Source organism: Arthrobacter sp. M2012083 (genome assembly GCF_000281065.1).
Classification (GTDB): Bacteria; Actinomycetota; Actinomycetes; order Actinomycetales; family Micrococcaceae; genus Arthrobacter.
In genome coordinates, this window is the sequence record NZ_AKKK01000058.1 from 93,225 (window position 1) to 106,055 (window position 12,831).

Annotated in this window: 11 protein-coding genes and 1 pseudogene; 5 read left to right on the top strand and 7 right to left on the bottom strand. The window is 61.6% G+C overall.

The window, feature by feature from the left end:
* Positions 1–112: 112 nt before the first annotated feature.
* Positions 113–727 carry an NADPH-dependent FMN reductase gene (locus tag A477_RS0119380; protein WP_016359423.1) on the top strand — a complete coding sequence of 205 codons (615 nt, stop codon included), beginning with the start codon at positions 113–115 and terminating at the stop codon, positions 725–727.
* Positions 728–1,241: 514 nt separating this feature from the next.
* On the opposite strand, the gene A477_RS0119385 is transcribed toward A477_RS0119380, so the two are convergent.
* From A477_RS0119385 to A477_RS22575, 6 genes and pseudogenes are all read right to left on the bottom strand, one after another.
* Positions 1,242–1,547, bottom strand: coding sequence for a helix-turn-helix domain-containing protein (locus A477_RS0119385; protein ID WP_026005781.1), 306 nt, complete (start codon positions 1,545–1,547; stop codon positions 1,242–1,244).
* A gap of 41 nt (positions 1,548–1,588) precedes the next feature.
* Positions 1,589–1,723, bottom strand: a complete 135-nt coding sequence (locus A477_RS23925) for a hypothetical protein (protein WP_017200536.1) — start codon at positions 1,721–1,723, stop codon at positions 1,589–1,591.
* Positions 1,724–1,835: 112 nt separating this feature from the next.
* Positions 1,836–2,273 (bottom strand): DUF6262 family protein, encoded by a 438-nt coding sequence (locus A477_RS23115; protein ID WP_237715842.1) that lies wholly within the window; start codon positions 2,271–2,273, stop codon positions 1,836–1,838.
* A gap of 13 nt (positions 2,274–2,286) precedes the next feature.
* Positions 2,287–4,488: a tyrosine-type recombinase/integrase gene (locus A477_RS0119400; RefSeq protein ID WP_017200538.1), complete on the bottom strand. Its 2,202-nt coding sequence runs from the start codon at positions 4,486–4,488 to the stop codon at positions 2,287–2,289.
* A pseudogene (locus tag A477_RS22570) lies at positions 4,485–5,591 on the bottom strand (tyrosine-type recombinase/integrase). The gene A477_RS0119400 and the pseudogene A477_RS22570 overlap by 4 nt, the downstream one beginning before the upstream one ends.
* Positions 5,551–6,570: a tyrosine-type recombinase/integrase gene (locus tag A477_RS22575; protein ID WP_017200541.1), complete on the bottom strand. Its 1,020-nt coding sequence runs from the start codon at positions 6,568–6,570 to the stop codon at positions 5,551–5,553. Before A477_RS22575 ends, A477_RS22570 begins: the two are co-directional and overlap by 41 nt.
* A 1,354-nt stretch (positions 6,571–7,924) precedes the next feature.
* Between A477_RS22575 and A477_RS0119415 the strand changes: the two genes are divergently transcribed.
* The 4 genes from A477_RS0119415 to A477_RS0119430 all read left to right on the top strand — a co-directional run bounded on the left by A477_RS0119415 (position 7,925) and on the right by A477_RS0119430 (position 12,465).
* Positions 7,925–8,491, top strand: a complete 567-nt coding sequence (locus A477_RS0119415) for a recombinase family protein (protein ID WP_017200542.1) — start codon at positions 7,925–7,927, stop codon at positions 8,489–8,491.
* Positions 8,492–9,460: 969 nt separating this feature from the next.
* The gene (locus tag A477_RS0119420; protein WP_017200543.1) at positions 9,461–10,636 is read left to right on the top strand and encodes an ATP-binding protein; all 1,176 of its coding nucleotides are present in this window, start codon (positions 9,461–9,463) and stop codon (positions 10,634–10,636) included.
* A 355-nt stretch (positions 10,637–10,991) separates the two neighbouring features.
* On the top strand, positions 10,992–11,228 hold the full coding sequence (locus tag A477_RS0119425; RefSeq protein WP_017200544.1) for a hypothetical protein: 237 nt from the start codon (positions 10,992–10,994) through the stop codon (positions 11,226–11,228).
* Between the two features lie 85 nt (positions 11,229–11,313).
* On the top strand, positions 11,314–12,465 hold the full coding sequence (locus A477_RS0119430) for a GGDEF domain-containing protein (RefSeq protein WP_017200545.1): 1,152 nt from the start codon (positions 11,314–11,316) through the stop codon (positions 12,463–12,465).
* A 170-nt stretch (positions 12,466–12,635) separates the two neighbouring features.
* On the opposite strand, the gene A477_RS23820 is transcribed toward A477_RS0119430, so the two are convergent.
* A partial coding sequence (locus A477_RS23820; RefSeq protein WP_237715843.1) for a hypothetical protein occupies positions 12,636–12,831 on the bottom strand: 196 nt, incomplete at its 5' end.

The window sequence follows — 12,831 nt, forward strand, 5'->3', positions numbered from 1 at the left end:
TCCCGAAGTACAGGATCTTCTTCCCTGGCTCGGCTGGCTGACCACATAAACCGGCAGCAACGCACAAGTTAGCCTGCGGCCGCCGTAAATCGGAAAAGAAAGGATTGAGACTTTGGCAGCAAAATACAGGATCGGATATTTCGTGGGGAGCTTGGCAACCGGCTCTATCAACCGGGTTCTCTCGCAAGCTTTGATAAATCTTGCACCAGAGGACCTCGAGTTCAGCGAAATTCCGATTAGGGATCTCCCGCTTTATAGCTATGACTACGACGCGGATTTCCCGCCGGAAGGCCGGGCGCTCAAGCGTGCCATTGAAGCGTCGGACGGTATTCTCTTCGTGTCTCCCGAGTACAACCGTTCCATTCCGGGTGCCCTTAAAAACGCTATCGACTGGGGCTCTCGTCCTTGGGGATCGAATTCGTTCGCCCGTAAACCCACCGGCATCATCGGGACCTCCCCGGGTAGTATCGGCACCGCCGTGATGCAGTCATCCTTCCGCAGCATCCTTAGCTTCCTAGACGCACCCCAGCTGAATTCGCCTGAAGCATACGTTCACTACGACGCGGACGTGTTTGGGGAAGGGGGCGAAGTCAAGGATGAACGCACCGCGAAATTCCTGCGCCACTACATGGACGAGTACAGCGCCTTCGTTGCCCGAGTCCTAGCAGCCAACACCGCCGGACACATCGGTGATATGGAGCCGGACAGGGAGAAGCTATCCCGCTAAAAAGGACAACGCGCCACGACAGCAAACTGTCCCTGTCGAGGACACCACACTGACGTAACTGTGATGTTGCGGTTGTAGATGGGTCTGTCTGGTCCGCGGCTGCAGAATTTGCGAAAAGTCATAGCTAGGGTTGCCACCGAGCGATGGCCCTAACCTTCACGGCTGCAGATGTCGGCAAGGCTAGCAACTCAGCGAAACACCGTGGCAAGGGCAAAAAGCTGCGGAGCAAGGAAACTGCTCACGACCGTTAGTCGGCCGTTGGTCCACGCCGCCGGTGACGCTGATGTCGTCCCAGGTTAGACGTGCGATGTTTTCAGCTTGTTGTCCGAAGACGAGGATGAGGATGGCGGCGGCCCGGTCATGGCCGCAGGCGCAGACCTCGCAGGTGCGTTTTGCCTGCTGATAGCAGTAGCCGCAGACTCCGCCGTCGGGCCAACGCGCAACCGTTTGGTGGTGCTGGCCGCAGCGGCCGCAGGGGACCGGCCAGCGAACGGGGTCCTCTGTTTTGCGTGGCCTACTCACCGTCTTCGGGAGCGACGAGCCGGACGCGTCGTGCGATCGGGTTTCCTGGTTGGATGCCGAGGTCTTCGCTGCGTTTCGGGGCGTTCGCTGTCGCTGCGGCGCGCATTTCCACGAAAGGTTCGAAAAGGTCGTTCGGGGTGCAGTCCAGGACGTCGCAGAGCGCGGCGAATGTTCTTGCCGGAATGCGCTCAGGCGTGGAGGTGACCAGCCTGTAGACCTGGCTTTCGGAGAGGTTGATGCCACGGGATTTCAGGAGCGGCATCAGTTCGGTGGTCTTCCAGAGGTTCTGCTTTGTCATCAGGGCTCGCAGGTTTCCAGCGGTAGCCGATCCGGCGCTGTTCAGGCATCTGGGTCCTCCAAGTTCGCGATGCGGCGTGCAATCATCTGCTGCACGGTTTTCTGCTTGAAGTCCGACGATACCGAGGTATAGAGGCCGGTAGTCGACGCATAGGAGTGGCCAACCTGCGTCTGCATTATCTTGAGCCCGTCGGGCTCCTGTGCCTCTGGCCTGCGGTTTTGGGTTGGTGGGTGTGTCCGGGACGTGCATGACGGTGGCATTGGGTGTCCTTTCATTCTCGTGGATCTGTTATGGATTCGGGATGGTCGCGGGGTCTGGTGATGGACTTTGGCGGCGTTGTCCGAGGGCGTGTGCGAGTTGCTGTCGCAGTCGTTGGTTCTCGTCGTTGAGTCGTCGGATTCTGTCGTTGGCCGCTTCGAGTCGTTGCCGTAGCGAGGCCTCGCTTGCCCGCTGTGGCTGTGATGCCGGTGTGGGCTCCGCTGAGGCGTGGTTTTGGCGGAGGCGTTCGATTTCGGCGCGGAGGTCGGGCTGGGTGTAGAGCCAGGACCGGGAGACTCGGGCGTATTTGGCGACGGCGTCGAAGGTGACCGGTCGGCCTTCCGCGTGCAGCGTGCGCAGCGCTTGGACGGCTTTGGACCGGGTGAGAGCGGCGCGCTGCTGTGCAGCTTTGCGGCCGAGGCCCGCGGACAGACCCGGCTCATCGAGATGAACCAGGCCGTGCTGCACAACCTGGACCGCATCATCGACTCCCTCGACGACACCGCACCAGCCGAGGCCGCCGGATGAACCGCCCCGACAACAGCCGGCACCTGATCAAGAGGATCTGGACGGTCTGGCGGCGCTGCTCTTGGTGCTGGGGGAGGAATTCGGCGGTGGTGACAAACATGGGACAGGTCAGGCAGGCGTTGGCGTGCGGGCAGGTTTTCTGAACCGGCAGCCCGCAGAATCCGTTCGGCAAGCTCTGCGTCGCGCGGCCGAGGCGTTGTTTGGCCCAGCTGGCTTCGGCGAGTGGTCCCTGCGGGTCAATGGTGATGGTGTCGCCGTTGATGTTGACCTTGCGGGCTTTCTCCCAGTGGCGACGCACGGTCGTGTCATGCAGCCGGGCGTAATGGGCGGTCATCTCCGCCGAGGTGTGATCGAGGAGGACCCGGACAACTTCCTGAGGAACGTCGCGGTTGATCAGTGTTGTCCCGAAGGTGTGGCGCCACTGATGCGGAGTCAGGCGCACCTCTTGCCCGTGTTCGTCGCGAATGTCGCAGCGTTCCAGCCAGTCTTCAAGCTGTCCGCGGTAGGAGTGTGTGGTGAGCGGTTTTGCTCCGTCGGGGTTCATCTTCGGGGCCGGGAACAGCCAGTTGCTGCCTTCGGGGAATCGTTCGCGGACGCGTCGTTGCTGATCGAGGATGGCGGTATGGACTTCCTCGTCGAGGGGTACGAGGGCTTCGCGTTTCATCTTCCGGTTCATATAGCGAAGGTATGGGGCGCCGTCACCGTCACGGACCACGCCGTCTGATACCAGGTTGCAGGCGTCCCCGACGCGCAGTCCGCAGCGCATCAGTATCAGTGTGAGTAGCCGACTGTCGGGGCTGGTCCATTTGCCGAGGTTTTCGGGTTGGTCGAGTTGCGCCATGATGTGATCGGCCAGGGCTCTGGGCAGTCGTTTGGCTGGTCGTGGGAAGTCTTCGGGGTAGAAGTTCGCCGATGCCGGCAGGTCCTTGGCCCGGTCGTGGCGGCGGATCGCGGCGAAGAAGGCGTTCAGGGAGCTGATGTCGCGGCCACGGGAAGTCACGGCCCGTTTATCCCGGGCGAGTTCGGCGAGGAAGCGTTCCAGGATGCCGCGGTCGATGCAGTCCGGGCCGTCGGAGTGGGGGATGGTGTGGGCGAGGAACGCGGCGAATCGGTTCAGGGCGAGGAGGTCGATGCGGGCTTGGATGATTTCCCTGCCGCTGGTCAGCCGCCATCGGATGAAGCGTTTTGCCATGGTGCGCAGCCACGGTTGCGGGATCTTGTCGAAGCGGAGGGTGCCGCGGGTGTCGGTGTAGCCGAGGCGGTGCAGGGCCCAGACGTCGCGGGAATACTCTGACTCCCAGCCGGTGCCGGCGGCGAGGTCTTCGAGCCGGGTGTAGGCAAATCGCAGGAATGCGAGTTGCCCGTTGTGGCGGTGACTGCGGCCCACCCGGCCGGCGCTATAGAACGCTGCCCACTGGCCAAGATTCCACTCCAGCAGCGAGGTGACGCCGCTGTCGGTGAGGAGCCGGATCACGGGCGTCACAACGGAGGAGCGGGTACTGGCCCGGCGTTCATCGTGGCGGCATTGCAGGGCGTGCTGGAGCTCAAGCCGCAGCTGGGGACGATCTGCCAGGCATCGGAAATCGAACCGGTCCAGGCCCACGCTTTCGCACCGGGCGACGAACTCGTCGATATCCGGTGTGCCAATGGCGTGCCAGCGGGACTTGTGGTTCAGACACAACGGCGAGTTGCCTTGGGCCCAGAGGTCGCAGAACGCGAGCCTGCATTCGGGCCGTTCGGTGGCTGGCTCGGGGGAGAGGGTAGCGAGCCACTTATTCACGTCGGTCTCGCTGGAACGACTGAAGAACCCGTGATGGCTGATGCAGAGGCCGCGTCTGGCCGAACCGAAGCGGCACCAGGTGACGGTGCATGCCGCCAAGGGGCCGTCGCCTACGGGTAATGGGCCGGGGCTGGCGAGGAATGACTCCAATTCGGGGCGTCCTTGGTCCAGCCAGCGCTTGTAGTGGCTTTTGCAGAACCCTTTCACCGTACGTTGCCGTTCACACTTGTCGATCCGGCAGGGCTCGGTGTTGAAGACGAGGGAGCCTGGGGCCGGGATCACGATTTCGGGTCTGAATTCGGGCCGGACGGTGGCCATGAGCTTAGCCAACAGACCGCGACCGTCCTCGTTTTCATTCAATGCGAGGGAGCTCACCAGGTGACCTCTTTTCCGGTCAGCAGCCCTGCCTTTTCGAGGGCGCGGCGGGCGTCCTCAACAGTGAGGTGGCCGTAGACGTCGATGGTGGTTGCGACCGATGCGTGGCCAAGCAGGCTGCTGATCACTTCGATGGGTGTCCCGGCCCGTAGCAAGCGGGTGGCATAGGTGTGGCGGAACCAGTGCGGGTCAAAATCCACTCCGGTGTTACGGCGCAGCCGCTTCACCAGGTCATAGAATGCCGCGTAGCCCATCGGGCGGCCGCGGGCGCCGGCCCACAGATTCACGAACACGTAGTCGCTGTCCAGATCTCCGTATTCCTCGTGAAGTTAGTCGCCGTAGAGCCGCACGACGTCCGCGCCGATCGGTATCGTGCGTGGCGAAACGGACTTCGCCCGGGCGCGGTTGGCGTTTACACGCCGGCGGATCGTCAGTTCGCCCTCGGCGACTGCAATGTCCTCATGCCTTAGTCCGAGTGCTTCGCCGATGCGGATTCCCGATTCCCACAGCAGGACGAACAGGAATCGGTCCCTAAGTCGCGTGCAGGCATCCAGCACTGTTTGTGCCTTCGCCGCAGGCAGGACCGTGGGCAGTCTCTTGGGCTCACGCAGTTTCACGATCCGGCGCCGCTGCGGTCTGTCCCCGGCAAGGTGAGCAAGGAACGGTCTCCATCCCGTTCTTCGGTACCGGACCGTTTCGAACTCGGTGACAAGGTCGCCGAGTGGGACCCCGTGACGGGAGTGGAACACGTAGAAGCCGCTCACGGCCGCGAGCTTGCGGTTCAACGTGCCCGGCCCGCAGTGATGGGAAGCCGACGGTAGCAACGTCACGTCAGCGGCGCGCCCGGCAGGCGGAAGCCGCAGCCAGGCCACGAACTCGCCGACGTTCTCCAGCCTCACCTGGCGCCAATCAATGCCGCGGTGGCGAAGAAAGACGAACCAATCCTTGAGATCATGCGCATACGCCTTGAGCGTGTTCGGTGACCTCTCGACGTCGGTCAGGTAAGCCAGGAACCGCTCCACCGGCTCGACGACACCATGATCATCAAGCACAGTCCACGACTCAAGCGGCGAACCGGACACCAAAACTCGTTGAACCTGCATGAACCCTCCCGCGATCCCGTGTGATGGACAGCTTCAGATAAGCACCTCCATCACGCGGAACTGTGCGGTTACGGGCCCCGTGCTGCACGTCAAAGACACCCCGGTTCCGGCCCCAGATAAGCTGGACGAACAAAGCGTCCATGCCTGATTCGATCAGGTGGGTGACGTAGGAGCGGCGTAGCGAGTGGATGTCCAGGCCGGGGGAGAGGCCCAGGTCCTCGCAGTACCGGTTGAACCTTCGGTTCAGCGCTGTCTCCGAAACAAGGGTGCCCCGTTCTGAAGGGAACAGGTCCAGGCCGTCGGTCATGTGCGGGTGGCCGCGTTCGAGCCAGTCGGCAACGATTTCCGTGGACCAGTCGAAGACGGTCAGGACGCTGCGGCGTTTGGGTGGTGAACCCTTCATGGCTTTGCCGTAGCGGACCTGCAGGACCCCGTACTTGCCGAATTCCCGCGCGTGCGGGTTCCGGGCAAAATCGACGGTCTGCAGGTGCCTGACCTCATTGCGCCGCAGACCCCAGGAGTAAGCAACCTTGAATAGGACAGCGTCGCGGTAGGCCGGCAGCCAGCCCTTGCGGCCCAGCGTCGCGATCCGGTCGACCTCGTCATCGGCCCGGTCAAAGAAGGCCTGCAGCTCTTGCCGGGTGAAGGGGCGCCGCTTGGGATTCGATTCGTTGGTCTGGGCGTGGACCGCCGTGTTCCAATCGAAACAGACCTGTGAAGGGTGCGATCCGAAATACTGCTCGCAGACCCGGCCCCAGCCATAATCGGGCGAAGCGACGTACGAGCAGAATGCCCGAAGCGCCGCCTGATAGCTTCGGATCGTGGATTGGGCGGAGTGTTTCATGCTGCGCAGATCACCGAAGAACTCATCCACGTGGGCCGGCGTCCATTGCCATGGATACTCGTTTGTGGACTCCTGAAACCGCGTCACCAGCCGTTCCCGGCCCTCGATGGTGCCAAATGCCAGGTTCCGGCTCAACTGCTGATTACGCCGCTAGAGCCCGCGATGACGCGAAAGCACCGCAGACCATCATTCGAGGCAATCAGGCGCCTACCCGGCACTGACGTGGGAAAACGCAGCATGACAACTTTGGACGAGTGTCCGTTCTCAATGTAGTTGTCAGTCGTGACGTGGGAACTGACAGATTGCATGAGACAAATCTGGCGAATTCTCTCGCATTGAAGTTGTCAGTTCCGTAGATCTACGCAGTGTCTGGCGCCCGCCCGGCCAGAGCGTTGGCCAGCCACAGCAAGGGCCACAGCCAACTGACGACTTGATTGAGAAACGTCCAGAATCCGTCGAATGACATCTTGGATGCGAAAAGTGACAACTGGAATGAGAGCGGACAACGAGTTATCTCATCTACTTCTATTCGTCCCACTCAAAGGCCGATAACGGAGATTATGTCGTGTAACGCAGTGATTATTGCATCTGATGCACGATCGCCCCTCCTCCGCCAATGACCCAGCCGGCATCGCGTCACTTGAAGCATAGATAGCCTGTGACCTGGCGGAAACGCCCTGCGAGAGGTCGTCCAAGGCTTTGCAGTCAGCGCGCCTCCGGGGTTGTCAACAACGTCGACATAGTCACAGCAACTCGGATACCCTTAATCTGGGCGCGCCAGCCGCCCTCGCACGCAGGTATTCCCTACGAGCCAAGCCGTCTTGGACGCTGCTGGCACCCACTCAATTCGAAGCCACCGAGTACGGTCGGTCAACGGCTGTGCCTGCCGGTGTTCCTTCGCCTAGTCGCTGCCTCCGGAACCGCACGCTACAGGACTGGCGGGAATGATCTCCGCGTCCGTGAACGAAGATTCCCCCGCAGCAAGGCCTAGAGGTCCTGGACCCCCCAAGGGCAGGTTGTTAATGTCTAGTCATTAGCAAGCACCCGTCCATCAGTAGTGTCATCCCCATGCCGAGTGAAAGCCCTGTACAGCAGCCGCTCAACAGCCTCAGTCTGGCGGAACATAACCGACGTTATGTCGCGTTAATAAGTTGAAGGTTCAACTAAAGCCTGATTTGATGTTCTATATCGTACCCTTTGGCTCCCCTCGATTCGCCACCTTGACCATGCATGCACCGGACGCGCGGAAATTGCGCAACAACTTGCTGCGCAATTGACCCGTAAGCGTCGGCACGAACGATGGCAATATTGAGGCCGGAAAAAGGCATAGACAGATCGCGACTTGTTGCCGGGACTGTTTAGGCACCGACACGGAACCCGGAACAGATCGTTGATGCCGACCCTGCCCGACATCCTGAGGTCCTGGATGTCTTGACGTTGCTTCCCGGAGACTCACACACTCAAAGGAACGACTGCTGGGAGGTTTCCGGTGAATGGTCAACGAATCGGGTATGTGCGCGTGAGCACCGTTGAGCAAAACGAGAAGCGGCAGCTCGACGGCGAAGTCCTGGACCGGGTCTTCACTGACAGAGCCTCCGGTCGGGACACGGCCAGGCCCCAGCTGGCTGAACTTCTGCGCTTTGCCCGCGACGGCGACACCGTGGTCGTGCACAGCATGGACCGGCTCGCCCGCAACCTTGACGACCTGCGGTCCCTGGTCCAGGGCCTCACCCGCAAGGGAGTGCGCGTGGAATTCGTCAAAGAACATCTCCTCTTCACCGGAGAGGACTCCCCCATGGCCAACCTCATGCTCTCGGTCATGGGCGCCTTCGCCGAGTTCGAACGCTCCCTCATCAGGGAACGCCAACGCGAAGGCATCGCCCTCGCTAAACAGCGAGGCGCCTACCACGGACGCAAAAAGAGCCTGACACCGGAACGCGCCGCCGAGCTCGTGCAACGAGCGGACAGCGGAACCCCCAAATCCATCCTGGCCACCGATTACGGCATCAGCCGGGAAACCGTGTACCAGTACCTGCGCCAGGCTAAGCGGATGTGACTCTCCAGCCGGCGGGCAATCTGAAGCCGCCATGATGCTGGAGGGCCGGACACGACACCCATAAGAACTCACAAGACTCACAGGGACTCACAAGGCTCGGCGGACCGAAGGGCCCACCTTCGCGAAAAAACGACGGGGGCGCAGAGCAGAGGCATCTGGACTCCCCATAGCCGGATTGGTCGTGTCTCATCATTCGCGGGCGCCCATCCATCAGTACTGTCGTACCTATGCCGAGTGAACGCCCCGTACAGCAGCCGCTCACCAGCCTCGACCTGGCGGGACAGACCACCATAGATGACGTCCTGACCGAACCTTACGACCTCACACTTCGGCTTCCATTGTGTTGGTCGGATTTCGAGGGCACCGCCCCATCCGGCAGGTAATCAAGGACCGGAACGCTCCCTTTGCACAACAGAAACCCGATACGGCGTAAACCAATGAACGGCCGATGTGCCTACGAGGCTCCCGCGGTAGGAATATATACTCCGAAATGTGCTCGGCGAAGCCCCAACCTGGGAAATCCGTCCTGAAAGGGCTTGCCCTGCACCCCGGGCGGCCCGCAAAGAACTTGATAACCATCGTCCGTCACGCAAGCCTGACTGCCTAGAGCCGGGCACGGCATACGCCAGAGCGTGGAGATCGCAGGCGAAAGGCCGGACAGGCTTCTGGGTACCGCTATCCGGCCTCGCCAGCAGATACAGGGGCAAAGCGTCGGCATCTATGGGGGAAATAGTGCCGGCTGCTGTTATCTGCTGGCTTAAGTAAGCCCCGCAGAGCTGCCAAGCGCACGAGTGGCCTCTACTCGATTTTGGGCATCAATTCCTCTGCGACTACTTAGACGCTCTAGGAAGTTCAGTGTTTCCGGCATCGTTGCTCTGCCTGCGACCAGAATGTGAAGATTTGACCAAAGAATACCCGACCATTTCAGAATCTGAAATACTCCAAGATGGTTCGGTTAGGATTGGATGCATGGAACCTGCGCTCAACCCTTTTTCTCCCGGCTCCGGCGTCAAACCGCCGGCCTTGGTAGGAAGGCAAAAGGAGATCGACGCGTTCGACCTTCTGGTTGCCCGTGCCAAGGCCAATGCCGCGGGTGACCGGGGCGTTCTCCTGACCGGACTAAGGGGTGTGGGCAAAACAGTTCTCTTGAACGAGTTCTCGGAAATGGCCCGCCGCAATGGGTGGCTGGTGGTGCAGTTCGAGGCGCAGCCCGGAGACGCCGGACCTGCGGATGTGCGGAAAAAGCTTGCCCGTGAACTGCAGCTGGGCGCCCGACGGCTCCGGCAGACGCCCGCGTGGTCGCATCTTCGCAGCCAAGGTTTGGGTAGCATCTCAAACATCTCCGTTTCCCTTGGTCTGCAGGGCCTCACCGCTGACCTGAAATTCGATGCTGGCCGCGCCGACTCACGGAACCTTGAGATCGACCTGGAAGAGATGGTGGAAGACGTCTCGGCCGCCATGCGACGAGCCAGGGCAGGTTTCGCGCTGGTCATTGACGAGATGCAGGACCTCGATGCCGATCTGCTGGGGGCGCTGCTAACCGTGCAGCACGCCGCCGGACAACGGGGTTGGCCCTTTTACATCATCGGTGGAGGCCTGCCGTCCCTACCAGGAAGACTCAGCGAGAGCCGCTCCTACGCCGAACGGCTCTTCCACTACCGCATGGTCGGTAAGCTCGCGCCGGACGCAGCTGCCGAAGCACTCACCGTTCCCATATCCCGGCTTGGCGCCGTTCTCGAGGGCCACGCCCTGGACACCGTGCTCGACGCCGCAGGCGGCTACGCCTACTTCCTCCAGGCCTACGGGCGCACCCTCTGGGAGACGGCGTCCGAGAAAGTGATTACCGTCGGTGATGCCCGGCTTGCCGTAGAGCTTGGAACCGCTGACCTGGACCACGGGTTCTTCGTTGCGCGCTGGCAACGGGCCACACCTGCCGAACGGAACTATCTGCGGGCAATGAGCCAGGACTCTGAAGGCCCCTCGGCCACGGCAGACCTGAGCGACCGCCTCGGGAAAGACCACAGCTCCCTCACCAGCCAGCGCGCCCGCCTCATCGAAAAAGGGATCATTTTCGCCCCTGAACATGGGCTCGTCCAGTACACCGTCCCTGGAATGGGCGCCTTCATTGCCCGGCAAAACGACTAACCCGGCCTTCCTTAAAGACCATCAAACCAGCGGCCAAAGGCCTCTTCTAGCATGTGGGACGGGTGCCGCGAGCTCGGCGGACCCTGGGAGCTTTGCCCACGGAACGCCACTTGTTCCTGGCGACGGTCGGGCCCTGAGCGTGGGGGATGTTATCTGCTCAATGCGCCACGCCGAACCGGAGTGAACCTTTCCCGGCCGAAGCTTTACGGAATTCTCCAGTATCGGCTCTCTATCTTGGCCTGCTGGAAGGGTGCCGACAACGCCCTCTTACTGCTCCTCGTCGCATTTGCGGCCTAAGCCGATAAGAACCATACAGCTTTGCGAAATCACGGTTATCGCCGCTAAGACAGTGGGAGTGGATGTAGCTGCGGGACTCCCGTCCGTCTACGAACCCACCGGGGCTGCCCAGCCTGATCTTATGGGCCTAGGCCGGATCTTGAGCGGGTCGGTAAGAAAAGAATCCCAAGGCAAGTCCTTCGCGGGCGCTGACTCCCGGGTCCGCTGGATGGACCCAGCCAAGATTGAAGACATGACCACGGCGGTGACGATGATCAGCACCACCCGCGGGGGCAAGTGCAGGTTTTCAGCCTGATCTGGTTGAGTCGTGGCGCCGGGTTCGGAGGACGCGGTGCGATACTGGGGCTGATCTCCAACAGTCGGAAGGAACAACGCAGGCGATGGTTTTGGATACGACAACCCTGCGGATCGCGTTCGGTCTTCTCGCGCTGGTTCTGACGGTGTTGTTCTACTTCTCCGCGTACCGGCCCACCCGCTCCCCCTACAGCGGTTGGTGGTGCGTGGCACTGGTCTCCTTTCTTACCGGCGCGGGGTGCTTCCTTCTGGACGGAAGCGGGCACCAGGTGTGGGCCAACCCTCTGGGTAATACCCTGCTGGTCTATGGGGCGGTGGCGGTGTGGGCAGGTGCCCGGTCACTGCGGTCGTTGACGCTTCCGGCATGGGCTGCCGCGGTACTGCCCGCCCTGACACTGATCGCTTCCCTGCTGGATAGCCCTGCCACCAACACGTGGTCCGGCGGGCCGGTGTTTCTTGCAGCCATGGGCCTTGGCCTGGGGCTGTCGTCATACGAACTCTGGCGTCTCGAACCGGGGTATTCCAGGGTCCGGATACCCATGGCCATGGCCTCTGGAGCGTTGGCTATCTTTTACTTCCTGCGCTGGATCGCGTTCCTAGCCGAGGGGCAGACCGGCTTGGTTTTCGTCACGGTCTTCGGATCTGCCGCGACGACGATGGTGACCATGGTTCTGCTGGTGGTGGTGTCCTTCAGCATGTCCGCCTTGAGCAGCGAGCAACAAACCCGTGCCCTGCGTGTGTTGGCCTCACGTGATGACCTGACGAACCTGCTCAACCGCAAGGCCTTCCTGGAGCTGGCGGCCGAACATCTGGCCGACCACACGGTTACCCCGAACACCGGGACGCTGATCCTGGCGGATTTGGACCATTTCAAAACCATCAATGACACCCACGGTCATGCCGCCGGTGACAGGGCACTGCGGGCCTTCGCCGATGCTTGCAACAACACTGTCCGCCCGACCGACCTGATTGCACGCTACGGTGGGGAGGAATTCGTCCTCCTGCTTCCCGGCGCTGGACCGGCACGTGCCGAAGCGATCGCCAACGACATCAGCAAACAACTGGCGGCCGCCCCGACAACGGACGGAGTACTGATGCCGACCGTTAGCTACGGGATCACCCAGTACCACGTCGGAACGTCCCAAATCACGGACGTCATCGCGGCCGCCGACCAAGCCATGTACGAGGCCAAAGCACTCGGCAGAAACCGCGTCGCGCACAGCCAACCCGCGAACTAGAAACAGTCCCTATCAGCCAGCCCCGAGAGGAACAGGCACAAGCCGCCCGCCCGCCTCAGGAACACTTCCGGTCATTACCGGGCGCGGGCGGCAGCCCCTGTGATGGCATCACGGTCCACGAACGGACGACCATCCTCAGCTCCGGGTAGACGCGGACCAGGTCCAGTTCGTCATCGTGGGTCGGGCCATGGCGCCGTAAGGCGGTGGCTGAACAGACGACGCTCCGCAATCCCGAGCTTTTCCAACACAGCAGAAGCGCACCGCTCCCCCAGCTTTACGGAATCTCCGTTATCGGCGTTGAAACAACGGGAGTAGAAGTAGCTGCGAGAACTACCGTCCCGCGATGTACCCAACGTTTGCGCAGGT

Excerpts from the sequence above, each read along its gene's own strand:
- A477_RS0119430 (WP_017200545.1), top strand. The coding sequence starts at position 11,314 with ATGGTTTTGGATACGACAACCCTGCGGATCGCGTTCGGTCTTCTCGCG.
- A477_RS23925 (WP_017200536.1), bottom strand. The coding sequence starts at position 1,723 with ATGCAGACGCAGGTTGGCCACTCCTATGCGTCGACTACCGGCCTCTAT.
- A477_RS0119420 (WP_017200543.1), top strand. The coding sequence starts at position 9,461 with ATGGAACCTGCGCTCAACCCTTTTTCTCCCGGCTCCGGCGTCAAACCG.
- A477_RS0119385 (WP_026005781.1), bottom strand. The coding sequence starts at position 1,547 with ATGACAAAGCAGAACCTCTGGAAGACCACCGAACTGATGCCGCTCCTG.